Annotated in this window: 20 protein-coding genes; 11 read left to right on the plus strand and 9 right to left on the minus strand. The window is 65.2% G+C overall.

Annotated features, from left to right (window positions below):
• The 3 genes from dacZ to P0204_RS03510 form a co-directional block, all read right to left on the minus strand.
• The gene (gene dacZ / locus P0204_RS03500) at positions 1–813 is read right to left on the minus strand and encodes a diadenylate cyclase DacZ (RefSeq protein WP_276221711.1); all 813 of its coding nucleotides are present in this window, start codon (positions 811–813) and stop codon (positions 1–3) included.
• 63 nt (positions 814–876) lie between these two features.
• Complete coding sequence (locus P0204_RS03505) at positions 877–2,202, minus strand: cobyrinic acid a,c-diamide synthase (protein WP_276221713.1); 1,326 nt, start codon at positions 2,200–2,202, stop codon at positions 877–879.
• Positions 2,199–3,197: a nicotinate-nucleotide--dimethylbenzimidazole phosphoribosyltransferase gene (locus P0204_RS03510; RefSeq protein WP_276221715.1), complete on the minus strand. Its 999-nt coding sequence runs from the start codon at positions 3,195–3,197 to the stop codon at positions 2,199–2,201. Before P0204_RS03510 ends, P0204_RS03505 begins: the two co-directional genes overlap by 4 nt.
• Before the next feature lie 83 nt (positions 3,198–3,280).
• Here P0204_RS03510 and P0204_RS03515 point away from each other — a divergent pair, with 83 nt between their 5' ends.
• The 4 genes from P0204_RS03515 to P0204_RS03530 all read left to right on the plus strand — a co-directional run bounded on the left by P0204_RS03515 (position 3,281) and on the right by P0204_RS03530 (position 5,415).
• Positions 3,281–3,505 (plus strand): DUF7385 family protein, encoded by a 225-nt coding sequence (locus P0204_RS03515; protein ID WP_276221716.1) that lies wholly within the window; start codon positions 3,281–3,283, stop codon positions 3,503–3,505.
• A 163-nt stretch (positions 3,506–3,668) separates the two neighbouring features.
• Positions 3,669–4,058: a hypothetical protein gene (locus tag P0204_RS03520; RefSeq protein ID WP_276221718.1), complete on the plus strand. Its 390-nt coding sequence runs from the start codon at positions 3,669–3,671 to the stop codon at positions 4,056–4,058.
• A gap of 192 nt (positions 4,059–4,250) precedes the next feature.
• A complete protein-coding gene (locus tag P0204_RS03525; protein WP_276221720.1) occupies positions 4,251–4,895 on the plus strand; it encodes a ribonuclease H family protein in 645 nt (214 codons plus the stop codon).
• Positions 4,896–5,172: 277 nt separating this feature from the next.
• On the plus strand, positions 5,173–5,415 hold the full coding sequence (locus P0204_RS03530; protein ID WP_276221722.1) for a DUF8015 family protein: 243 nt from the start codon (positions 5,173–5,175) through the stop codon (positions 5,413–5,415).
• Between the two features lie 68 nt (positions 5,416–5,483).
• Here the strand turns inward: P0204_RS03530 and P0204_RS03535 are convergent, their stop codons facing one another.
• Both P0204_RS03535 and P0204_RS03540 read right to left on the minus strand, forming a co-directional pair.
• Complete coding sequence (locus P0204_RS03535; protein WP_276221724.1) at positions 5,484–7,736, minus strand: NADP-dependent malic enzyme; 2,253 nt, start codon at positions 7,734–7,736, stop codon at positions 5,484–5,486.
• A 94-nt stretch (positions 7,737–7,830) separates the two neighbouring features.
• Positions 7,831–9,768, minus strand: coding sequence for a methyl-accepting chemotaxis protein (locus tag P0204_RS03540; RefSeq protein ID WP_276221726.1), 1,938 nt, complete (start codon positions 9,766–9,768; stop codon positions 7,831–7,833).
• 114 nt (positions 9,769–9,882) lie between these two features.
• Between P0204_RS03540 and P0204_RS03545 the strand changes: the two genes are divergently transcribed.
• The 5 genes from P0204_RS03545 to P0204_RS03565 all read left to right on the plus strand — a co-directional run bounded on the left by P0204_RS03545 (position 9,883) and on the right by P0204_RS03565 (position 13,680).
• A complete protein-coding gene (locus tag P0204_RS03545; RefSeq protein WP_473092353.1) occupies positions 9,883–10,401 on the plus strand; it encodes a COX15/CtaA family protein in 519 nt (172 codons plus the stop codon).
• A gap of 94 nt (positions 10,402–10,495) precedes the next feature.
• Positions 10,496–11,293: a basic amino acid ABC transporter substrate-binding protein gene (locus tag P0204_RS03550; RefSeq protein WP_276221729.1), complete on the plus strand. Its 798-nt coding sequence runs from the start codon at positions 10,496–10,498 to the stop codon at positions 11,291–11,293.
• 4 nt (positions 11,294–11,297) lie between these two features.
• Positions 11,298–11,972 carry an amino acid ABC transporter permease gene (locus P0204_RS03555; protein ID WP_276221731.1) on the plus strand — a complete coding sequence of 225 codons (675 nt, stop codon included), beginning with the start codon at positions 11,298–11,300 and terminating at the stop codon, positions 11,970–11,972.
• Positions 11,969–12,706 (plus strand): amino acid ABC transporter ATP-binding protein, encoded by a 738-nt coding sequence (locus P0204_RS03560; RefSeq protein WP_276221733.1) that lies wholly within the window; start codon positions 11,969–11,971, stop codon positions 12,704–12,706. Before P0204_RS03555 ends, P0204_RS03560 begins: the two co-directional genes overlap by 4 nt.
• Before the next feature lie 2 nt (positions 12,707–12,708).
• Positions 12,709–13,680: an amino acid ABC transporter permease gene (locus P0204_RS03565; protein ID WP_276221735.1), complete on the plus strand. Its 972-nt coding sequence runs from the start codon at positions 12,709–12,711 to the stop codon at positions 13,678–13,680.
• Here P0204_RS03565 and P0204_RS03570 read toward each other — a convergent pair whose 3' ends face one another.
• A complete protein-coding gene (locus tag P0204_RS03570; protein ID WP_276221737.1) occupies positions 13,681–15,180 on the minus strand; it encodes a replication factor C large subunit in 1,500 nt (499 codons plus the stop codon).
• A 90-nt stretch (positions 15,181–15,270) separates the two neighbouring features.
• On the opposite strand from P0204_RS03570, the gene P0204_RS03575 reads away from it, so the two are divergent.
• Positions 15,271–15,978, plus strand: a complete 708-nt coding sequence (locus P0204_RS03575) for a helix-turn-helix domain-containing protein (protein ID WP_276221738.1) — start codon at positions 15,271–15,273, stop codon at positions 15,976–15,978.
• Here the strand turns inward: P0204_RS03575 and P0204_RS03580 are convergent.
• The 3 genes from P0204_RS03580 to P0204_RS03590 form a co-directional block, all read right to left on the minus strand.
• A complete protein-coding gene (locus P0204_RS03580) occupies positions 15,975–17,117 on the minus strand; it encodes a hypothetical protein (RefSeq protein WP_276221739.1) in 1,143 nt (380 codons plus the stop codon). The genes P0204_RS03575 and P0204_RS03580 overlap by 4 nt on opposite strands.
• A 147-nt stretch (positions 17,118–17,264) precedes the next feature.
• The gene (gene hmgB / locus P0204_RS03585) at positions 17,265–18,614 is read right to left on the minus strand and encodes a hydroxymethylglutaryl-CoA synthase (protein WP_276221740.1); all 1,350 of its coding nucleotides are present in this window, start codon (positions 18,612–18,614) and stop codon (positions 17,265–17,267) included.
• Between the two features lie 68 nt (positions 18,615–18,682).
• Positions 18,683–19,873, minus strand: coding sequence for a PKD domain-containing protein (locus P0204_RS03590; RefSeq protein ID WP_276221741.1), 1,191 nt, complete (start codon positions 19,871–19,873; stop codon positions 18,683–18,685).
• Between the two features lie 264 nt (positions 19,874–20,137).
• On the opposite strand from P0204_RS03590, the gene P0204_RS03595 reads away from it, so the two are divergent.
• Positions 20,138–22,981: a BGTF surface domain-containing protein gene (locus tag P0204_RS03595; RefSeq protein ID WP_276221743.1), complete on the plus strand. Its 2,844-nt coding sequence runs from the start codon at positions 20,138–20,140 to the stop codon at positions 22,979–22,981.
• The last annotated feature ends 12 nt before the right edge of the window (positions 22,982–22,993 follow it).

The raw sequence follows: 22,993 nt of genomic DNA on the forward strand, positions 1-22,993 counted from the left end.
TCAGTACTCCTCTGGATCGATCTCCAGGACGAGTTCACCGCCTTTGAACGCCCGAACCATCCCATCGCTCTCCGAGAGCACGATCGCCGTCGCGTTCGTGTCCCGGGTGATAGCACCGCCAGCCATGTGCCGGGCACCGAGCCCTTTCGGGATGTCGACTCCTTCGGCGGACGGTTCGAGGTACCGGTACGCCGAGACGATCTTCCCCGAGTCCGAGATGATGAAGGCACCGTCGAGCCGCGAGAACTCCTTGAGCATCACGTTGACGATGGGGTCGCCGACGTGGACGTGGGACTTCTCGAAGGGGTTGTACGACAGCGGCCGGGACTTGTTCATCACCTTCCCGGCGTCCCCGACGACGAACAGGGCACCGACCGGCTTGCCTTTCTGGCCTTTCTTGCCCAGTTCGATTGCGACTTCCAGGACATCCCGGACAACATCCGGTTCGGCCCGGGAGTTGGTGAACAGATCGTAGACGCCCGACGGCGAGAACGTGTCCGTCTGGACGCGGACGACGGAGTTCGTCGTCCCGCCGAAGATATCCGCGATACAGACGATCTCGTCGCCTTCTTCGACGACCCCCAGTTCCAGCGCCCCTTCGATCCCGAACCGGACCCGGCCTTCGAGGTCGATGAACTCGATGGGGAGTCCGACGAACTCCTCGGCTCCGACGGTGTTCTCGCTCGCGACGACGACCACCGAGACCTCCGTCACGTCCGCGAACCGCTCGAAGAACGCGGCCGTCGGCGAGAAGAGGAACACCGCATCGACGTCGGCGACGACATCGCCTAACAACTCCTGCAACTCGTTCATTGTACCTATCACGCATCTAGACACGAAAAAAGGTTGCGGGCGTCTGACGGTCCGAGCCGGTGGTCAACGCCCACGCATGGAGTCGAAGCTCGCTGATAGGAACGCGTCGAACGCCCCGCTCTCGGCGTGGCAGTGGGCGTACGTTCCCACCGTCCGGTACTCGGTCAGTCCATCGTGATCGCCGTCGATTCCCTCGCCCCGGACGACATCGAACGCGAAGGTTGCGTCGTCGGCCACCGACGCCTCCGAGTAGTGGAACTCGTGGCCGCGGCGCCGTTCACCGTTCCCAGCCGTCACCGTCTCCCGCCGGGCGCTGAGTTCGACGTGATCGAGCGCCTGGTACCGTTCGCGCATCCGGACCTGTGCCGGGAGGACCCCGGCCATCCCGTAGCGGTCGCCCTCGACGGTCGTCAGCGACTCCGAGAGTGCCATCAGCCCGCCACACTCCCCGTAAACCGGGAGGCCCTCGGCCGCTCGATCGGCCAGTTCGGCCAGCGTCGACGAGTCGGCGAGTTCGGGGCCGAACCGCTCGGGGTAGCCGCCGGGGAGGTAGACGGCGTCGGCGTCGGGCAGCGGGTCGCCGGCGACTGGGGAGAACTGCTCGACCGTCGCACCCGCTCGGAGCCGTTCGACAGTCGAGGGGTAGACGAAACAGAACGCGTCGTCGCGGGCGACGGCGACGACGGTATCGTCGTCCGTCGGCGTCGTGGTCTCGGCGTCGGCCGGCCGCTGTGCCGGCTCCATCGCCGCTAGCAGCCGATCAGTGCGGATGTGCTCGGCAGCGGCCGTCAGTGCCTTCCGGTCGACCGGGGACTCTGCACCCATCACAAGCCCGAGGTGTCGGTCGGGAATCTCCAGATCCGACTGTGGCGGAATCCGGCCGAAGTAGGTCAACTCCTCGGGAAGGGCGTCCCGGATACCCTCGGCGTGGCGACCGCCGTGGGCCTGCTGGGCGAGGACGCCGGCCACGTCGATGTCGGCGTCGACGCGGTCGGCGTACGCCCGGAACCCGAGTGCCGTCGCGGCGACGCTTTGCATGCCGGCGCTGGCGTCGACCACGAGGACCACGGGGAGGTCCAGACAGTCCGCGACCCGGGCCGTCGAGCAGACGCTCCCGTCGTACAACCCCATCATTCCCTCGACGACACAGACGTCGCCGTCGCCGCGCCAGTAGGTCCGGCGGGTGCCGTCCGGACCCGACAGCCACGGATCGAGGCTCCGCGAAGGCGTGTCGGTCACGGCGCGGTGGTGGCTCGGATCGATGAAGTCCGGACCGGCTTTCGCCGGCTGGACGTCCGTGCCAGCCGCTTCGAGAGCGACGAGCGTCGAAAGCGTCGCAACCGTCTTGCCGACGCCCGACTGCGTGCCGGCGAGGACGACGCCGTTCATCGGTCGAGCAACTCCCCGTAGCTGTCCGCGAACGCAGCACGGACCTCGGCCATCGGGACACCGGCCCGCTCGGCCAGCGCGAGCGCGCCGCCCATCCCGACACCTTCCTTGGCTTCACCGGCGACGAAGCGGTTCATCCCGACGTGGTCCCTCTGATCGAAGCCGGGGTCGGTCACCGTCAGGTCGAGGTCGAGACCCTCGGCACCGGCCCGGAGATCCGCTGTCGGATCGTCGGCGACGTAACTGGTCGTCGCCAGCGATAGCGGCCCCTCGTAGCCGCCGTGACGGACCAGCGCGGCGACGGCGAGTTGCTGACTCCCGCCCGCGAGCGTCACCGCGGTGTCGGTCTCGACGGCGCCAGCGGTGAGGCCCGATAGCGTCGCGAGCACCGGGTCCCCCATCCGACGGAGCGCCCGCTTTGGCTGTCCGGCAGCGTCGCCGGGGTCCAGTGAACTCGCCGCTAACCCCTCCTCGACGAGGTCCCGCTTCTGTTCGATGGGGTTCTCCGGGAGCGACGAGGAGACCATCACGTCTTCGCCCAGTGCCCGCAACACGCCCAGTGCGGTCGTGGTCCCACCCGGAACCGTCTCCGCGAGCCACAACTCGTCGTTGGGGAGCGCGTGGCCGAACTGTCTGGCCGCCTCGAAGGCACCGTAGGCCGTCGGCACCGTGTCCTGCTCGGTGATGTCCCGGCCGGGTTTCGCCCCGACCGACACCGTCGGTGCGGCCGTCGGCTCGCTCAGGCCGGCGTCGACGACGGTGACATCGAAACCGAGACAGTCCCGTACTGCCCGCGTAACCAAAGCCGGCGTCGGACAGCCATCGGGGCTGACCGGGACCGTTCCGGTTCTGACCGGCTGTCCGTACGTGAGGAGTTCCGCGTCGGCCGACGGCGTCGTCGACGCGAGGGACGGATCTGCGCCGGCGGCGCTGAGACCGGCCCGCTCGGCCGTCGCCGTCGTGCCCGCCGCCAGAACGAACCGTGTGTCGTGCATGGGAAAGACCACGCTCGCGGGCGGTGATTAACGCACCGGAACATGGCGTGTGATTTATACCCACAGCAACCGCGAGCCAGGGTATGGAAGAGTTCGACGAACTCGTCTCCTCGCTGACCCCTCGCGAGGACAACGAGGCGATCAAATCGTACCAGAACACCACCGCCGTCGCCTGTCCCTCCTGCGAGGAGCCCTTCGACGACATGGTCGTCTGCAAACAGGAGTTCACCTCGTTGAACCTGGACTTCGAGATGGACCTCTGTACGACGATCCACGACGACGCCGTCGTCCTGTTCACGCACAAGTGACCGGAGTGGCTGGATCGGTTCGCGATCCGACCGGCCGCGAGATGCGGAGAGACGAATCGTCTCGGTGACCCGCCTCGTGATCACGTCCTGTGGCACTCGGTTTAGCCCTCTGCAGAGCTGTCAATGTGGGAAAATATATCCCCGACAGCGACCTTAGCAGTGTATGAACGATGGCCCAGGGACTGGTGTCGGTCGTGCTGTCGAGTTCGTCGCACTCACCGAGCGCCGCCGTCTGCTGGTCGTTATCCGGGTCCCGGTCTTGTTCGTACTGCTGTTCGGATCCGTCGCGAACTACGGATCGTTCGTCGTCCTCCTCGCCGTGGGGTTAGCCGCGGTTCTGTACACCCGATCGACGGCCCGGGAGACGATAGCAGCCAGTGCCTACGGGGTCGGAGTGTTGCCGATCGGGCTATTTCTGCTCGAACTGTACTGGAACGGAGCACAAGGAAGCACGGAGCCGTTGATCGGCACAGCAACACGGTTCCTCTGGCGGGCAGTCGTTGGGACCGTGTTGATCGGACTCGGACTGTGGCTTCGGCGCGCCGATCTCTGAGCGCGCCACCACGAGCGCCTTCCCCCCGACCGGTGGCTCGTCTGTCGTGACGAGCGAGGGACGGACGAGTATCGCAGTCGTTGCCTGACAGCCACACGACCGCTCCGCGCGAGCCGGTTTCAGTCCGTCTCTGGGGTTCCATCCGCCCGTTCGAGGGTGCATATTTAATACCCCGTACCGCCAATGTCGGGTATGGCCGCATACGGCCGGCCGACCCTTCGAGACCTGTTCGATGAATCACCGACGCCCCACATCGCACACCCACCCCGAAGCCACCATCGGGACTTCTATCTCGCTACAGACGGTTCCTTCAGACCCCACAGTGGCGAGACAGCCGACCACGGTGGCGGGCTGGGCGTCGTCATCGAGACGTTCGACGGCCAGCGAGTGACACGGCTGTCGGTACCCGACACGGCCCCGGACAACAACGTCGCGGAGTACCGCGCGCTCCATCTGGGACTGGACGTTCTGGCGGCACGCGCACCCCGCGACGCCCGTGTCGGCCTCCTCATCGACCACGACCAGCTGGCGGGCAACGTCAACGCCGAAGTCCTCGCGACACACGGCTCCGTCTACGACCCGCCACACGCCGTCACTGTCCCCCGCAGGACGGGACTGCACTGGCGTGGCATCCAGGCTCGACTGAACGGCTTCACGGAGGTGAGAGCCGCCCGGATCTCGGGCGACCGGAATCCAGCCCATCCGTTGGCCAACGCACCGGACCAGTACGCACACGTCAACGGCGAACCCGACCGCTGTGTCCTCCCGCGGACGACCACCACCGACGACCGGGTACCCCCGCCGTCCCGATCCGAGCGCGGTGGCGCATCGGACTAACACCACGCCGGTCGCCGTTGCTCCACAGCGTTTCCCTCGATTCTACCCGCGTCCTCGATCACCGTTTACCGACGGCTTCTGTCTCCGATCGTAAGTGACGGGCTGAAAAGTGCCGAACAGTCGGTTCCGTTGCGTTCGTACGGCCCAGTATCAGGGTGAAAGTCACTCATAACTTATCAGCTACCTTTGTGACCACTCATGGTACGTTCGGAAAACTGCATACGAGTAACAATTAAGACGGAGCAGCCACGTATTGATAACGAGGTGGTGAGTGCGTATGAGTACCCGTAGTGGTAAAACTGGTCGACAACGCGAACAGCCAGGCGACCGAGTGGCCAATCCGGGACCGACCAGAGACGATCTGGTCCTCGCACTCATTCCAGTGGTCTTCTTGACGACCGTACTGTTGGCAGAACTGGTCGGTATCCCGCTGCGGACGGCACTGATCGGTGCCTCGCTCGTGGGTACTGTGGCCGTCGCCGATGCGCTCTTTCTGAACCCGCCCACACGCAGGGGCTGATCGGGACGGTGATCACCGCTGTCGCCGTCCGAACGCGACGCCAGGGGTAACTACGCCGCGCTGCGACGCTACTCCTGCTGTGCGTCGACGACCGCGACGCCGGCGAGGTTCACGATGTCTTTGACCTCGTCACCGCGCTGGAGGACGTGAACGGGTTTGTCCATCCCGACCAGCATCGGACCGATAGCTTCCGCGCCGCCCAGTCGCTGGAGGAGTTTGTAGCCGATGTTCCCCGCTTCGAGGTTCGGGAACACGAGGACGTTGGCCGGGCCATCGAGTTCGGCGAACTCGTAGGTGTCTTCGAGGATCTCCTCGACGACTGCGGTGTCGGCCTGCATCTCGCCGTCGACCGGGAAGTCGACCGTCTCGTCACTGCGGAGCCGTTCGACCGCGCGTCGGGGCTTTCGCGTCCCGGGGTTGTCGACGCTGCCGAAGTTGGAGTACGACAACATCGCCGCACGCGGTTCGACGTTGAACCGTCGGGCCAGATCCGCGGTGTGTTTGGTCACTTCCGAGAGGACGGCGGCGTCGGGGTCCTGATTGACCGTCGTATCGGCACAGAACACGACGCGGTTCTTGAACGTCAGCATGTAGACGCCAGCGGCGTAGTCGGCGTCGTCCGCGGTTCCGATGACCTGCAGCGGCGGCCGGAGCGCCGACGGGTAGTGGTGGGTCAGTCCGGTCAGCATCGCGTCCGCGTCGCCCATCTCGACCATTACGCTCCCCAGATAGTTGCTGTCCCGGATCAGGTCTTCCGCCTCCCGCCGGGTGATCCCCTTGCGCTGACGGAGTTCGTAGAGCCGGTCGGCGTAAGCGTCGACGTCGGCGCTCTCGGGGTCGACGACGACGGGGTCGAACTCTAGGCCGAACCGGCGGCGAGTGGCCTCGATCTCGTCGGCGTCGCCCAACAGGATCGGCTCGGCGATCCCCTGCTCGACGAGCTGGTAGGCCGCCCGGATCATCTTCTCGTCGTGGCCCTCGGCCAGCACCACCCGCTTGGGGTCGCTCTTTGCCTTGTTGAGGACGACCCGCATCATCTCTCTGGACTTGCCCAGCCGGGCTTCCAGTCGCTCGACGTAGGCGTCCAGATCGAGTTCCTTGCGCGCGGCACCGCTGTCCATGGCAGCGCGAGCGACGGCCGGGGTGATCTCGAAGAGGACGCGGGGATCGAGCGGTTTGGGGATGATGTAGTCCGGCCCGAACTGGAGCGGTTGGTCGCCGTAGGCCTTGACGACGGCGTCGGGGACGTCCTGACGGGCCAGATCGGCCAGTGCTTCGGCAGCAGCGACTTTCATCGCCTCGTTGATCTCGGTCGCCCGGACGTCCAGCGCGCCACGGAAGATGAACGGGAACCCGAGGACGTTGTTGACCTGGTTGGGGTAATCGGAGCGTCCGGTAGCCATGATCACCGTGTCGTCTCTGGCCTGTTTGGCGGTCTCGTAGTCGATCTCGGGGTCGGGATTGGCCATCGCGAAGACGATCGGATCGGCGGCCATCGACTGGACCATCGTCTCGTCGACGATACCGCCCACCGAGAGGCCGACGAAGACGTCCGCACCGGCCATCGCGTCCGCCAGGTCGCCGTCGGACACGTCGCTGGCGAACTCCCGTTTGAACTCGTTGAGTTCCTCGGTCTCGGCGCGGTCGGTCGTGATGATCCCCGAGGAGTCACACATCGTGATGTTGTCCTTCCGGGCCCCGAGCGAGACGTAGAACCGAGCGGTTGCGATGGCCGACGCCCCCGCACCGGAGAAGACGATATCGAGGTCCGAGAGGTCCTTGCCGGCGATCTCAGCCGCGTTCAACAACGCTGCCCCGGAGATGATCGCCGTCCCGTGCTGGTCGTCGTGGAACACCGGGATGTCCATCTGTTCCCGGAGTCGGCGCTCGATCTCGAAACATTCGGGTGCCTTGATATCTTCGAGGTTGATCCCCCCGAAGGTCGGCCCCATCGTGCTGATGGTCTGGACCATCGTATCGGCGTCGTGGGTGTCTAGTTCGACGTCGAAGACGTCGATATCGGCGAACCGCTTGAACAACACCCCTTTCCCTTCCATGACCGGCTTGCCGGCCTCGGGGCCGATGTCGCCCAGCCCCAGCACCGCCGAGCCGTTGGAGACGACAGCGACGAGATTCCCTTTCGCCGTGTACGTGTAGGCTTGTTCCCGGTCGGCCGCGATCTCCTCGCAGGGGGCGGCGACACCCGGCGAGTACGCCAGCGAGAGGTCTCGCTGTGTATTGGTCGGTTTCGTCGTCGCGATCTCGATCTTCCCTGGCGGGTCCTGGCTGTGATAGTCCAGTGCGTCCTCGTCAAGTCCCATGTCCGGAGGTGTCTCCGCATCAAGAAAAAGCCCCGTTTCGCGTCAAACATCGAACGGTACATCGACGGTTGTCGTATTCGACGGCCGGGGGGCCTCACTGCGTACCAGCCCCCTCGTCGGAGAGTTCCTCGACCCGAGCGACGAGTTCCTCGACGGCGGCAGTCTGTTGGTCCGTCGCGGCGACGATCTGGTCGGTCGCGTCCTCGGCTTCTCTGGCGTGTTCACGGGCGTCTTCGATCGTCGAGGTGATGTCTTCGATCGCCCCGGCCTGATCGTCGTTCGCTTCGGCGACCTCCTGGATACCGGTCGCCGCGGACTCGACCGCGTCGCTGATCTCGTCCAGCGCCGAGAGCGCCTCCCCGATCTCGGACTCGGCACGCTGGACCTGTTCGTGCGAGGTCTCGACCATGTCGGCGGTCTCGGTCGCCTGTGCCTGGATCGCGTCGATGCTGTTGGAGATCTCGGCCGCGTGGTCGCTGGTCTCGTTGGCCAGGCTCTTGACCTCGTCGGCGACGACGGCGAAGCCGCTCCCGCTCTCGCCCGCCCGTGCCGCCTCGATGTTGGCGTTCAACGCGAGCATGTTGGTCTGTTCGGCGACGTCGGCGATGACGTCGACGATCTCGCCCACCTCGTCCATCCGCGATTCCAGATCGGTGACGCTCTCGACGAGGTCCTCGCTCGTCTCGGTCAGCGTATCCGTCACCTCCTGGACGGTTTCGCTCGCCGCCGCACCGTCCTCGGCTGCCGAGAGGGCGCGGTCGGCGGACGACGCGACCTCGTTCGAGGTCGCCGCGACCTCTTGCATCCCTGCGCTCACGTCCTGGACGTTGTCGGCCGCCGTCGCGAGGCTCTCGGCCTGTTGCTCGACCTGTTGCTCGACCGTTCGTGCGGCCGACGCGGTCTGGTCGATCGCGCTCGCCAGTTCGGCCGTCTGGGCGTCCACCTGTTTGGTCAGCGCCTCGTGGTTCTCCGCCATGTTATTGAGTGAGTCGACCACGTCAAGCAGCGCCTCGTCGATGTATTCGGTCGAGTCGACGGACGCACGAGCGTCGAGGTCGCCCCGTTCGAGCGCCTGCATCGTCGTGCTCAGTTCCTCGACGAGCGCCGTGATCTCGCTGTGTCGCTCGGCCTCGGCGGTCCGATCCTGGACCATCTCGACGACTGCGACCACCTCGCCGTCCTCGTAGATGGGCGCCGCACTGAACGAGATGTGTCGGTCCTCGCCGTACTGGTCCTGCATGACGCTCGTATCCCGGTAGAGGGTGAAATCGGCCGAGTCGACCTTTGGAACGTCGTACTCGGTGTGGGTCTGTTCGGGCGCGTCGAGGACCTTGTCGGCGAGGGTCTTCGCTCGGCGGCCGTCCGGGTAGAACGCCATGCTCGCCATCTCCATCGATTTCGCCTCCGTCTCGTCGACGCCGGTGAGTTCGGCCAGCGAGCTGTTCCAGGTGAGAATATCGCCGTCCGCATCGAGGACGAAAAGCGGCGTGCCGATGTGATGGAGGACATCGTGGAAGTCAATCGAGAAGCCCGTCTCACCGGACGACTCCGCTGGCGTCGGTTCGGTGGCCGTCGTCCCCGAATCGAAGGCGGCAAGTCCCGTCCGGCTCCGCTGGGTGAGGGCGTCGAGTTCGCGTCGGAGTTCCGCCTGCACGGCGTCGATCGTGTCCTGGGCATCAGTATCGAGCGTGTCCCGTAGGGTGTCGAAGGCCGCCTCAACGAGCGCGTCCCTGGCGACAGCCTGTGTCTCGACGAAGGGGTCCCGCCCGACACCTGCCCCGCGGTACTCCTCGACGAGTGTCTCCACGTCGTCCCCACCGAGAGTCAGTTGTGCCGTAAGTTGGTGCTGTGCCGTCGACAGAGTTGCTTCGTCGCCGACAAGCGGTGTCAATCGCTCCGGGTCCGGGTCGTACGCTGATCCGAGCCGTCCCGCCGCCTCCCCGCGGGAAGCCCGCGTTCCCCCGTCAGTCTCGGCGGAACCGGTGGTGTCCGTCGTGCTGCCGAACCAATCGCGGAGCCGAGAGCGTATCATCTCTATCGATACCAGGATCTTTGTCGAATAATCATATAAGTTCGGGCCTCGGTATCAAACGCTGAACTGACCCGCAGTTTTCCGGGGTTCGTACCAGCCGAAAGGACCGAGAATATATACTTACAGCCCAGAGACACGGATATGACCACCCGTTTTCGGCGACTGGTGGCGGCGACGACCGGGCTCACGTTCGCACTCATCCTGCTCGGAGTGTACACGGGAGCAGTCGGTGCAGGGTTGACCTGTGCCGGCCGCTGGCCGTTCTGTGACGGCTGGCTCGGACTGTTCCCGGCGAACTGGATGAGCTTCATCGAGTGGTTCCACCGCTTCGTGGCGATGATAACCGGCTTCTTCATCCTCGGATCGGCCGTCGCGGCCTGGCGTGGTGACTACACGCGACGGATCAGGTACGCGACCGGCGCTGCGCTGGCAGTGCTGCCGGTCCAGGTACTGCTCGGTGCGAACACCATCTTCAACTTCGGTGCGGTGGCACAGGTCCTACATCACGCCGCGGCGCTCGCGATCCTCGTCTCGCTCGTCGCCGCGACCGCCTGGGCCTACGTCGAACCGCCGGCCGGCGGTCTCGACGCCGATCCGCAATCCGAGACGGCGACCTCCCACGCCGACGACTGATCGGTCCGAAGACCGGTCGTCCGAGGGAACCGTTTACAACACCAGTATTGGTCCCTTCGTAACACTAATCCCGGTCTATGCTGTGTACCCGAGTATGTCAGACGAAGGGCTTTCACGACGGCAGTATCTCACCACGGTCGGCGGTTCGGCCGTCGCATTCAGCGTCGCCGGTTGTATGGGTGACGGCGGTAGCGGCGGCAGCGGTGGCAGCGAACCGACGATCACGGCCGGGACCGCCCCCGGGTTCCCGCCGTTCGAGATGAAAGAGGGCGGCGACCTCGTCGGCTTCGACGTCGACCTGCTCGAAGCCGTCGTCGAGGAGACCGACTACTCCTTCGAGGGCTGGGAGGAGTTCGAGTTCGACTCGCTGATCCCCGCGCTCAACAACGACAACATCGACGTCATCGCTGCTGCCATGACGATCACCGACGATCGCGACGAGAACATCGACTTCAGCGATCCCTACTACAGCGCCGACCAGTCGATCATCGTCCGCGCGGACGGCGACTTCTCGCCGGGCAGTCTCGACGACCTCAGCGACCGTCCGATCGGCGCACAGAAGGGGACAACCGGGGAGGGCGTCGTCAACGAGGAACTCGTCGGCTCACGGATCACCGAGGGCCAGTACAACGCCTACGACAACTACGTGCTGGCGGTCCAGGACCTGGAGAACGGCAACATCGACGCCGTGGTGCTGGACCAGCCGGTCGCCGAGACCTTCGCCGCGAACCGACCCGTCTCCGTCGCGTTCGTCTACGAGACCGGCGAGCGCTACGGCTTCGGTATCCGCGAGGGCGACAGCGACCGCCAGTCGGCACTTAACGACGGGCTGTCGACAGTTCGGGAGAACGGTACCTACGAAGAACTGACCCAGACGTGGTTCGGCGAGTAAGCGGATGCTCCAGGCGACCGACTGGGCGTTCGTCTTCGGGAACCTCGATTACCTGCTGGCCGGGGCAGCCGTCACCGTCGGCCTGACGCTGGCGAGCCTGTTGCTGGGGTTTCTCGTCGGCTTCCCGGCCGGGGCGATCGAGGTGTACGGGAACCCGCTCTCCAAGCGGGTGGTCGGGACAGCCGGTGTGATCCTCAGAGGGACACCGATCGTCGTCATCATGCTCGTCCTCTTTTTCGTCGTCTCGATCTCGCAGTCGGCGTTTATCACCGCGACAGTGGGACTGGGACTGCGGAGCGCGGCCTACCAGTCACAGATCTTCCGCGGGGCACTCCAGAGCGTCGACGAGGGGCAGATGGAAGCCGCCCGCTCGATCGGGATGAGCCGACTGGAGGCGATCCGCCACGTCGTGGTGCCACAGGCGCTGCGGCGCAGCATGCCGGGGTTCCAAAACGAGTTCACGATCGTCCTGAAAGACACCTCCATCGCCTTCGCCATCGGGCTGGCAGAGCTGTTGACCCGGGGGTACGACCTGTTCACGCAATCGGGCCGCTCGACGGCTGTCCTGGAGGTGTTCCTGGTCATCAGCGCGATCTACTTCGTGTTGACCTTCGGCACGAACCGGGCGCTGGACCGTCTGAGCGACTACTACGCGATTCCGACCGGTGAGAACGCATGAGTCTGTTACGAGTCGAGGACGTCGACAAGTCCTACGGTGACGAGGAGGTACTGAACGGAGTCAGTTTCCGGATGGAACGCGGGGACGTCGACGTCCTGATGGGGCCAAGCGGCAGTGGGAAGTCGACGATGTTGCGCTGTATCAACCGCCTGACCGAGATCGACGACGGCGAGATCTGGCTGGACGACACGCTGGTCACCGGCGCCGACACGGACGTGAACGCGCTCCGCCAGGAGGTCGGGATGGTGTTCCAGGGGTTCAACCTCTTCGCCCACCTCACCGCCTTAGAGAACATCACGCTCGGCCTCAAGCGGGTCCGGGGGATGTCGGCCGAGGTGGCCCGCGAGCGTGGGGCCGAACACCTCGCTCGCGTCGGCCTGGCCGAACAGGCCGACTCCTACCCCGCGGAACTCTCCGGGGGCCAGCAACAGCGCGTGGGGATCGCCCGCGCGCTAGCGATGGAACCGAAACTGATGCTGTTCGACGAGCCCACGAGCGCGCTCGACCCCGAACTGATCGGCGAAGTGGTCGACGTGATGCGTGATCTCGCCGAGGAGGGGATGACGATGTTGGTCGTGAGCCACGAGATGGGCTTTGCCCGTTCGGCGGCCGACAACATCGTCTTCCTCGACGACGGGCACATCGTCGAGTCGGGCAGCCCCGAGAAACTGTTCGAGCGGCCGGAACACGAACGGACGGAGGCGTTCCTGACCGGCCTCCAGGGCCACGAGTAACCATGGGGGCAGAACAGTCGGCCGTCGAGGAGGTTCACACGACGGTCGACGTGGACAGACCGTGGGCACTGGCTGCGGTCGCCGTCTTCTGGGGCTGGCTCCTGCTCCGGTGGACGAACGACTATCTGCTCCCCGATTCACTGGCGGTCCCGCAGGACCAACCGTTCGTCCCCGCCGGGCCGTTCACCGCGACCGCCGAGGGGTTGCGCGGGCTGGCCAGCGACTTCGGGCTGTTCGGGCTCCCGTTCGACCTGCTGGCCGGCGCGTTCGGGTTCGCCGCCGGCGCCATCCCGTCGCTGCCGTCGCTGGCACGGGGCGCGTGGCTGACGATCGTCCTGACCGTGGCCGGGATCGCGTTCGGGTTCGTGTTGGCGGTCCCGCTCTCGGTCGCACGCGTCTACGGCGGGCGGGGGCTGCGCTGGCTCTCGCTGTCCTACACCGAACTCATCCGCGGCACGCCGCTGCTGGCACAGCTGTTCGTCCTCTACTTCGGGACCAGCCTGACCGGCGTCGTCCGCGTGCTACCCGGCGTCGGCCAGGGCTTCGTCCCCGGGTCGGCAGTGATCGTCGCCATCCTCGGGTTTACGCTCAACAGCGCCGCCTACCAGGCCGAGTACATCCGGTCGGCGCTCGAATCAGTCGACACCGGGCAGTTGACCGCGGCCCGCGCGATCGGGCTCTCGAAGGTCGATGGCATCCGTTACGTCGTCCTCCCCCAAGGGCTTCGATACGCAATCCCAGGATGGTCCAACGAACTCGTCTACCTCATCAAGTACTCCTCGCTGGCGGCGTTTATCACCGTCCGGGAGCTGTTCTTCCGGACCGAGGAGATCGCCAACGCTACGTTCCGGTACACGGAGCTGTTCGTACTCGCCGCGCTGTTCTATCTCGCCTTGGTCGTCTCGGCGTCGATGCTGATGAACCGCGTCGAGGAACGGACCGCGGTGCCGGGGATCGGCGGCCGCGGCCGGTAATCACATGAAATCCGAGAGCCCGGACTGTGTGTCGTCCTCCTCGGCCTCGTCGCTGTCGGGCGTGTCCGGCTCCTCGCCCGTGGCCGACTCGCCGTCGGCGTCTCCACCCTCACCGAGTGTCACCTGCTGATCGGTCGGTTCGGCCCCGTCGTCGGTCTCCGTGTCGGTGTCGTCGGCCCCACCACTGGCCGTCGCGCCCTCGAAGGCACCGCCCGAGTGTTCGACCGCGGCCTCTGCCTGTCGCTGTTGTGCGTCCTCGACGATCGATTGGACCTTGTTCGTGTCCGTTCCCGACCCGGTAATAAAAGAGACGTGCTCGGCCTCCATCTCGTAGGTCGCGGCCATCGCGACGGTCAACTCGCGGTTCTTGCAGTGGTGGGTCATCGACGCGAGGAACGGCATGATCTCCCGACGGGCGGTCCGCATCGAGACACCGTCGATGGCGGCGATCTGCTGGGCGATGTCGTCTCGGGTCTCTCTGGTCCCTTTCGACCGGCCCAGCTTCGACCAGTAGCTCGGCGGGCCGTAGCGGGTCCAGCCGCCCTTGGTCCCGTCGCGTGCGGCCGCGACCCCGGCAGTCATGTTGTCGGTGGCGTATTTCCAGAACGAGTAGTTCTGTGTCGCCCGGACCCGGCCGAGCCACCGGTCGGCGTTCGAGAGCGCACCGTAGGCCCGGGCGAGTTCGGCCCCCTCGTAGTCTTTGGGCATGTTGTCCTCGATCCAGTTGATGAGGTCGTCGGGCGTCTCGTCGACGTCGTAGCTGGTTTTCAGTGCCGTCTCGGCGTCGGCCTCCTTGATGACCACGTCCAGGTAGTCGAAGATCCCCTCCGTCGTATCCCGGTCACCGGTGACCACGTCCTCGGCCGTGAGCCGGTCGGTCGTCTCGGCGATCGCCTGGAGGTCCTTGACCGCGCCACGGAGATCACCGCTGTTCTTCTCGGCGATCGTCTCCAAGGCCTCGTCCTCGTAGTCGATGTCCTCCCGGCGACAGATGTCCCGGAGGACGGGGACGATCGACCGCGGCGAGATGTCCCGGAACTCGATCTCCTGGCAGTTGTTGCGCAGGCCCTTGGACATCTCGTAGAACTCGTTTGCGATCAACACCATCGGCTGGCTGGCTTCCTTGACCAGAGAGGTGATCGCGCGAGCGCCCCCGCGGTCGGCGTTGCCGTGGATGTTGTCGGCCTCGTCCATGATGACGAGCCGACGACCCCCGCCACCGCCGGTCAGCGTCCCGGATTTGGCGGCCTCGCCGGCGACACGTTCGATGACGTCTTTGGTGCGGGAGTCGCTGGCGTTGAGTTCGATGGTCGGCCAGCCCATGTCCGCCGCCAGTGCGTGGGCAGCGGAAGTCTTGCCCACGCCGGGCGAGCCGTGGACGATGACCGCCTCGCGGTGGTCGTCCCAGGTTCGAGCCCACTCCTCGAAAGCGTCCCGGGCCTTGTCGTTGCCCCGGACCTCCGAGAGCGTGCTCGGTCGGTGTTTCTCCGTCCAGTCCATTAGGTCGTAGTTGGCCCGACTTGCGTTTAGGGATTGCGGAGGGCCGTGTTCCGGTACCCTTTTGTTCGCGTCTATCCAGCTTGTGGACTAATGACAGGCGGAGCCCGAGCCGATCTCGCGGAGAAGATCGCCGGCGAGGTGGCACTGAGTGGCGAGCCGGGTGCGACGCTCCGCAAGTGGCGGACCGACTTCGACGTCGCACAGACGGAGCTCGCCGACCACCTCGACGTCTCGCCGTCGGTGATCTCGGATTACGAGAGCGGGCGCCGCGACAACCCGGGGATCGGCGTCCTCCGACGGCTCGTGAGCGGGCTGCTCGACATCGACGAGGCCCGCGGCGGCGAGCACATCCGCCAGCACGCCCGGGTGATCTCGGCGGGGTTCGACAGCGACGTGGTCCACGATCTCCGGGAGTACACCGCAAACGTCGGCGTCGAGAGCGTCTACGAGGCGACCGACGCCGTCGAGCTAGCCCGAGGGAGCACCGACACGGTCTCGGGCCACACCGTCATCAACTCGATCGAGGCGATCAGACGGCTCTCCTCGGACGAGTTCTACCAGCTGTACGGCCAGTCGACGAACCGGGCGCTGGTGTTCACCGGCGTGACCCGCGGCGAATCACCGCTGGTCGCGCTCCGCGTCGTCTCCCCGACCCCGAACGCCGTCGTCCTCCACGGAATCGCCGAGGACGACGTCTGGGAACACGCGGCCGATCTGGCCCGCATCGACGATTTCTCGCTCGCGGTCACTGACACCGATCTGGACGATCTGCTCGCCGGACTCCGGACGATCCCCTAACAGCCGGCGTAGGCCGACGAGCTCCGGAAACCGGTCGCGTTCAGATGGTCCGCGGTGGTCCCTGAGAGCTGTTCGGTCGGGGAACCGGTCGTCAGCCAGCCGTCGGAAGTGTGGTAGCCCCCCGACAGCTCCCCGGCGACCATATGTAACAGCGCATGGGTCGTCGCAGCCACCCGGAACGACACCGAGCCGGTGTACTCCGACCGTGGCTGTCCGTCGACGACGCCAGCGTAGCCAGGGGCGTCGACCCGGACCGCGGTCCGATCACTGGATACGCTCCCCAGCGCCACGTAGCGGTACGTACACCGGCGTGGACCCAACCGGTCAGCGCTGTACAGCCTCCGATATTCGGTGCCGTTGACGCCGACAGTCGCCCCCGAAACCGGTCTCTGTTCTGTCGTGAGATGGAGCCTGATCCCGGTCGATCCGTCGGGGTTCGCGACTGGCATCCGGTCCCAGATAGACCGGAGTTGCTGTCGTTCCGAGTCGCTGAGCGGCGAGGACTCCTCGTCGTGGCCGACGACAACGTAGAGGTCCTTCCGCTGTGGATCGGCTCCCGGTAACGCTGCGCCGGAGGGCGTCTCACCGGCTCGTTCCCAGGCGTCCGGGATTCCGTCGCCGTCGGTGTCGTTCGTGCCCGGTGCCGCCGGTCGCGTCGCGACCACGTCCCCGGCGAACACGCCAGCGTTCGGGTCGCCGGCGATATCGTCGGCCCCGCTGACCGCGCCACTCTCACCGAGATCACCGATCGCGCCAGGCAACATCGCGACCCCGAGCAACATCACGCCCATCAACAGCATGATTCCCGTGGCCATCTTGACCAACGGCGAGTTCGGGACGACGAACCGATACGCCCTGACGAGCGGGCCACCACGGGTAAAAAACAGCGTGATCCCCTTGGTGACGAGGACGACGAGGAGAAACCCCGTCAACACGGTCCCGAGGATCGCCCCGACGTAGACGGCGACGAGGGGGATCTCACCCAGGCCGACAGACCCGCTCGGGACCCCCGGGACTGTCGGGCCGCCGTCCGGGGTCGCCACAACCTTCGGTTCGAGGAGAAATAACGCCCCGCAGACGCCGACGACGGCACCCGCGAGAGCCGCGGTCGGCTGTGGTCCGTACGACCAACGTGTCATGCACAGTTGTGCCACAGTTGCGGACAAAACGGCTTCGGTTACTACTAGAGAACTGTCACAAACTGTATCGGACGGCTCCGGACCGGAGTCGGCGAAACTGTCGGCCAATGCGTCGCTTCGAGTCCGCTCCGAGCAGAGGCGTGCCGACTACTCGACGTATCGGTACTTTCGTTCGCCCATACGACCCCAGCCGTCGAAGACGAACTCCGCTTCGGGTGGGGTCAACTCCTCCGCGTCTTCCTCGATGTGTGCGTCCATGGCGTGGTTGTGGACATCGTGGACCTCTTCGTACTCCTCGAAGGAGAGGTCGTAACGGCGCTGGATCTGGTCGTCGATGTCCAGGGCCGCGATCTCGTCTTCCCACCCCGGAACGATCGTCTCGGCGTGAACCTCGGCCTGTGCACCGGAGCCGTACGACGCCACCAGCAGTTTCTCGCCGGCGAGGTCGATATCCTGTTCCATGGCTACTTTCAGTCCGGACGCACGGGCGAGATGAACGGAGCCGGTGTACCAGTTCCCGACGTGCCGGGAGATTTCGAGTGTCGGCTCGATGGCCTGGTTGTACCAGTCCCGGTACCGTTCTGTCTCGGTGAGCGCGTCGGTATACTCCCGGATGGCGTCGTTGAACGCGTCCTCGGAGTCAAACGCCTCCCGGACGGGTTGGTGACCGATCTCCTCGGCGAGTACGTCCTCGACATCTGTCCCGCGGACGATGTGTCGGTAGCCGAGGGCTGCGGCTTTTCGGACCATCCCCGGGAACGGCGTGTGAAACGGGATCATGTGATAGTCGTCGGGGTGGATCGATCCCGAAACCGTCGCGAAGTCGTCCAGTGCCTCGCGCATCCGTGCCAGATAGACCTTCACCGAGCGCTTGCCGTCGACCGACGGGAACTGCTGGTTGGGCTTGAGGAAGTCGGTCTCGTCGGCGCTCCCGTAGCCCTGTTCCGTCGAGAGTTCGACGATGGCCGGCTCCTCGTCGATGAGCATCGCGACCGCGCCAGCACCCTGCGTCGCCTCGCCTGGGTCGTCGCGGGCATAGAGAGCAGTGTCGGTCGCGATGACGATGGCTGCCCGACCCCGATTCCGGCCGGCACGAATCCAGTTGTACGCGTCGTCGACGCTCTGTGTCCCGGAGATACAGGCGAACTTCCGTTCACCTTTGTTTGCGTGGTGGAAGTCGTCGTCGAACACCTGTTCGAGACAACCCGCGATGTACGTCGAGACTGGCTTCGAGTTGTCGAAGGAACTCTCCGTTGCGACGTCGATCCGACCGATGTCGTCGGGTTCCAGCCCCTTCCGGTCCATCAGCCGGTAGGCCGCGTTGGCCCCCATGGTGACGATGTCCTCGTAGACGTCGGGGAACGACGACGCGTGGAGTCCCAAGCCCTTCGTGTACTTCCCGGGGTCGTCGCCCTGCGCGGGCGCGAACGTCTCCGCGAGGTCGAGTTTGAGCTTCCCCGTCCAGATCTCGATGGCGTCGATACCGACGGCTGTCATACTCGGGGAGTCGGTACCGGAACGTAAGTTACTGTCGACTGCCTTATCGACAATTGTCGTAACTATCGTCAGTTACACGACGTACTCGACGTGATCGGGCTGTCCGGCGAGCCGTCAGCGGTATCGGTGATCCGTCGGCACCGCCGATTCCCGGCATCGTCGACGGCGACGATGGTGAACGTGTACTCCTGTGAATAGCCGTAGAATTCAGTAAACGTCTGAGGCGAGTCAGTCGTATAGCTCCCTTGTGGATTGGTACTACTACCGCTCTGGTTGACGTAGACCGTCGTCGATTGGAGGTTCGGATCGGTGACATTCCATTCGATGTCGTATCTTGCCTGAGAGAATATAAAGAAAGACCAACTCTGATCGGTCACCGCAAACGTCTCGATGGTCGGGGGATCGTCCACGACCACAGAGCGGGTCGTCGTGTTCGCCGCACCATCGTCGTCGGTGACACGGAGCGTGACAGACCGGGTTCCTTCGGTCGCGTAACTCTCGGTAGTCGTGGGATCGTTCGTTGTCCGCTCGTAACTACCGTCTCCGTCAAAGTCCCATTCGTACGAGTCGATCGTCCCGTCATCGTCGGCCGAGCTACCCGCATCGAAGGTAATCGGTTCGCCAGTCGTTGGCCCGGACGGGTCGTAGCTGAACGTCGCCGTCGGAGGCGAGTTCGGTTCCGGCGTCGGGCCTGGTGTTGGTGTCGGGGTTGGCGTAGCCGTCGGGGTTGGTGTCGCAGTTGGCGTTGGTGTTGGTGTCGCGGTCGGAGTTGCTGTCGCAGTGGGCGTCGCGGTCGGCGTGGCTGTTGCCGTCGGCGTCGCGGTCGGAGTTGCTGTCGGCGTCGGACCGGGAGTCCCCGCCGGGAGCTGGACGACCTCGTCCAGTAATACGGTGTTCGAGGCGGTGTGGACGACGAGCAGTTCAACGCGGTCGCCGGGTGAGCTGTACGGATGTACCCACTGCTCGCTCGGATCGAACGTCGCGTCTGTGCTCCCAACCGGCCTAAACGCCGTCAGTGAGTACCTGGTGCGTGTCCCGTTGTCGAGGACGACATCAACGTCGGCGGCCGCGACCGAGTCGCCGCCCCGGTGGCTCAGAATGAGAGCCCCGCCGTCGAACTCGGCCCCGACGTCCACGAGGACGCTGTCGGACCGGTCCTGGCCGTCCAGGATTACGAGCCCCACACTGCCCACCACTAGGATGATGACCGCTGTCAACAGGGCGACACCGACGACTTCCGACTGTGCGCGCCCCCTCATTATCTGTACTCGACGAACACGGAATAAGATAGTTGTGGATGGCCGCAGCTTTCGAGCGGTCGGAACGACGGCCGGTGGACCGACACGCGACCGACGAGGCCGGGAGACTGTCAACTGAGACGGGAATCGGCGCTTTCGGACGGAAGATCCCTCCTGCAGAGAGCCAAAGTAATATATGAAGACCACCCAACTGGCATCAAACGTGCGAGAACCAGTCGCGTTCTGTCCCGAACCGAGCCGATATCGACCCGTGCGGGAGCCCCGATGACAGGGACGACACCCCGGGTCCGTGCGGTGGGGCTGACACTGGTGGTCGTTGCCACGCTGGTCGTCGCGTCGACAGTGTCCGGTCCCGTGTCAGCGACGCTGGTTTCGGGCACCACGGCGACGCTGACCGACGGCCCCAACTATCTGGGGCAGGACTATCGCATCGACGTCACGCAGAACCGTCCCGACGAGTTCCAGGCCGGGAACGGTGAGACCGTCTATCTCATGGAGGTCGACCCGGAGGACGACACGGTCAACCGGACGGTGCAGGCGCTACAGGTCCGAAACGGTGAGATTCGGCTCGAAACCGACTCGATCGACATCGACGGGAGACGGACGTTCGCGCTCAACACCGTCAACCGGGTCACAGACACGGCGGTCAACTTCACGCTGGAACCACAGGAGTTCGCCGTCGACTGGGAGCGCGACAGTGTCTCGACCACCAGCGACGCGGTCTCCCTGGAGGTCACCGACAGCAACCGGGTCGCCGGTAGTTACAACGTCACGATCCGTGCCGACGACTTCAGCTACGAACAACTCCGGGCGCTGTTCGTTCATCCAGGCAGCAGCGTCACCGAGGTTACCGACCAGGAGCACCTGCCACTAGATAGGCTCGGCTACGACCGCGACAGCGGTGACGACGTGACCGACCTCCGTGAGGACGGCTATATCACGCTGAACCTGCGGAACTCCATCGACTTCCAGAACCGAGAGGAGATCGTCGCGAACTTCTCGAACCTCGACGCCCGGTCGGAACTCCCCGATAACGGGGAGTACGAGTTCGACGTGCTCGTCAGCGACACCACCGCGGAAGACACGGCCACGATCGATATCGGCGGCTCGGACGCCGAGTTCGATCGTGATCTCTACACCCGTGCCGCCGGTGAAATCGTCGCCATGACCGTCGAACTCGACGCAGCCGACACGGCCTGGGTCCAGCTCCGCGACCGGAACGACGCGTTCGTCGACGTGCTCTACCTCGAAGACGACGACGACGACGGTGAAGTCACGTTCTACGCGAACACCCGATTGATGGGGAGCGACCACTCCTCGCTGGAGGGCATCAGCCCCGGGGACACGGAGGTAGTGTACTTCTCCGAGGAGGACACCGTCGAGAGCTACATCCACCACGAGGCGGTCCAGTCCGACGCGGTCACGGATGTCTCGGACGCGCAGTTCTACGCCGGCGAGACGATCAACGACTCCGCCGAGGTCAATTTCACGGAGTACGTCCAGGAGGTCAACGGGAACACCCCGACGACACAACTCCCGCGTCCCCTCCAGCCGACGAGCTACGAGCTGATACTCGACCAGCGCGGGCGCTTCCTGATCGAGGACGGCGAGCCGGTTGCCGAGAACGCCGTCGGCGTCTCCGAACTGGATCTCGTCCAGCCGACGCTGAGCGACTCGCAAGTACACGTCGCTCCCAGTGACGCTGCAAACGAACCGCTCGGGAACGGGACGACGCTGACCGAGCGAGACACCGTCGCCATCGACGACAGAGTCGTCGTCCGGTTCGAGACCACGGGACTGTCCGGCGCGCTGGCGACGGTCGACTACGCCCAGAACAACAACGACATCAACGAAGGACTCGAAGAGGGATACCGGACAAACGTCCTCTACGGGCTCGCCGTCGACAACGAGGGGACAGACTGGGAGGGCGAGGGGATAACCTTCCGGTTCGAGGGACCCGAACGGGTCAACGCACCGTCAGAGACGTTCCCGTTACAGCAGCCGGGTACCGCTGATGCTTATCTCCGTCTCGACCAGCAGGTCGCAGAGGACGACAGTGGGAGCCTCTCGCTGATCGTCGATAGCGGTTCGGACCGGTTCGAGGACGTGATCGACGACGGGGACAGCTTCGATGCCGAGTTTACATACGAGGCGCGTGACGACCGGTTCCTGTTTGCGACACCGAGTGGCCCCCAGGGCGGGGCAAACGGGGACATCGACGAGCCTGCTTACCCCTACTACGCCAGCGAGTTCACCACCAACGTCACGCGAAACGAGCGGATCACCTTCGCGGAACCGAACGTCACCTTCGATGCGTCCGACAATGGGACGGTCGAACTCACCCCGTCAACGGCCGCCAACATCACCGGGCGAACGAACCTCGCGCCGGGATCGAACGCGACCGTCGTCGTCCGGCTGACGCCACCGTCGGATACACTCCCGGACGAGGACCCGAGCTTCTACGCGGAAGACGAGATCGTCGTTCGCGAGGACGGGACCTTCAGGGCACAGTTCGATCTGAGCGGGCGGACAGTCGGTGAGAACGCCACCGTCCGGTTTTCGCACGATAACGACCGCCTGGAAACCGCCGATGCGGTGTTCAAAGACGTCGACACGGTCCGTCAGCCGTTCTTCGAGACGGAACTCGACGCGCCCCGGAGGGTCGGCCCGAACGGGAGCGCGAACGTCACCGCAACGGTCACGAACACCGGACGGGTTGCCGGCACGGCCGACCTCTCGATAACCGTCGACGGCGATACGGTGATCCGTGGCGTGTTCGACCTCCAGCCCGGCGAAGCAGAGCGTTTGAACCGTACCATCGAGGGTGAGGGAGACGTCGACATCGTGGCCAGCAGCCAGGACACGAGCCGGCAGGCGACGATCACGTTCGAGGCGGCGTCGACGCCGACGCCCACACCCTCTCCGACGGCGACACCCACACCCACCCCGAGCCCGACGCCGACACCGGAGCCGTCCCCCGAACCGAACACGCTCACGCCGATCCCGACCGACAGCGGTGGCGGAGGGGCGCTCCCGTGGCTCGTCGGTGGCGTGGTCGTACTCCTGGTAGTCGGTGCCGGCGTCGTCATCTACCTCCGGGAGCGATAGCGATGGCGGAAA

This window comes from Haloarcula halophila (genome assembly GCF_029278565.1).
Taxonomy (GTDB): Archaea; Halobacteriota; Halobacteria; order Halobacteriales; family Haloarculaceae; genus Haloarcula; species Haloarcula halophila.

What these genes read in the sequence shown, in the direction of transcription:
- dacZ (WP_276221711.1), bottom strand. Translation starts at nt 813, where the DNA reads ATGAACGAGTTGCAGGAGTTGTTAGGCGATGTCGTCGCCGACGTCGAT.
- P0204_RS03505 (WP_276221713.1), bottom strand. Translation starts at nt 2,202, where the DNA reads ATGAACGGCGTCGTCCTCGCCGGCACGCAGTCGGGCGTCGGCAAGACG.
- P0204_RS03510 (WP_276221715.1), bottom strand. Translation starts at nt 3,197, where the DNA reads ATGCACGACACACGGTTCGTTCTGGCGGCGGGCACGACGGCGACGGCC.
- P0204_RS03515 (WP_276221716.1), top strand. Translation starts at nt 3,281, where the DNA reads ATGGAAGAGTTCGACGAACTCGTCTCCTCGCTGACCCCTCGCGAGGAC.
- P0204_RS03520 (WP_276221718.1), top strand. Translation starts at nt 3,669, where the DNA reads ATGAACGATGGCCCAGGGACTGGTGTCGGTCGTGCTGTCGAGTTCGTC.
- P0204_RS03525 (WP_276221720.1), top strand. Translation starts at nt 4,251, where the DNA reads ATGGCCGCATACGGCCGGCCGACCCTTCGAGACCTGTTCGATGAATCA.
- P0204_RS03530 (WP_276221722.1), top strand. Translation starts at nt 5,173, where the DNA reads ATGAGTACCCGTAGTGGTAAAACTGGTCGACAACGCGAACAGCCAGGC.
- P0204_RS03535 (WP_276221724.1), bottom strand. Translation starts at nt 7,736, where the DNA reads ATGGGACTTGACGAGGACGCACTGGACTATCACAGCCAGGACCCGCCA.
- P0204_RS03540 (WP_276221726.1), bottom strand. Translation starts at nt 9,768, where the DNA reads ATGATACGCTCTCGGCTCCGCGATTGGTTCGGCAGCACGACGGACACC.
- P0204_RS03550 (WP_276221729.1), top strand. Translation starts at nt 10,496, where the DNA reads ATGTCAGACGAAGGGCTTTCACGACGGCAGTATCTCACCACGGTCGGC.
- P0204_RS03555 (WP_276221731.1), top strand. Translation starts at nt 11,298, where the DNA reads ATGCTCCAGGCGACCGACTGGGCGTTCGTCTTCGGGAACCTCGATTAC.
- P0204_RS03560 (WP_276221733.1), top strand. Translation starts at nt 11,969, where the DNA reads ATGAGTCTGTTACGAGTCGAGGACGTCGACAAGTCCTACGGTGACGAG.
- P0204_RS03565 (WP_276221735.1), top strand. Translation starts at nt 12,709, where the DNA reads ATGGGGGCAGAACAGTCGGCCGTCGAGGAGGTTCACACGACGGTCGAC.
- P0204_RS03570 (WP_276221737.1), bottom strand. Translation starts at nt 15,180, where the DNA reads ATGGACTGGACGGAGAAACACCGACCGAGCACGCTCTCGGAGGTCCGG.
- P0204_RS03575 (WP_276221738.1), top strand. Translation starts at nt 15,271, where the DNA reads ATGACAGGCGGAGCCCGAGCCGATCTCGCGGAGAAGATCGCCGGCGAG.
- P0204_RS03580 (WP_276221739.1), bottom strand. Translation starts at nt 17,117, where the DNA reads ATGACACGTTGGTCGTACGGACCACAGCCGACCGCGGCTCTCGCGGGT.
- hmgB (WP_276221740.1), bottom strand. Translation starts at nt 18,614, where the DNA reads ATGACAGCCGTCGGTATCGACGCCATCGAGATCTGGACGGGGAAGCTC.
- P0204_RS03590 (WP_276221741.1), bottom strand. Translation starts at nt 19,873, where the DNA reads ATGAGGGGGCGCGCACAGTCGGAAGTCGTCGGTGTCGCCCTGTTGACA.
- P0204_RS03595 (WP_276221743.1), top strand. Translation starts at nt 20,138, where the DNA reads ATGACAGGGACGACACCCCGGGTCCGTGCGGTGGGGCTGACACTGGTG.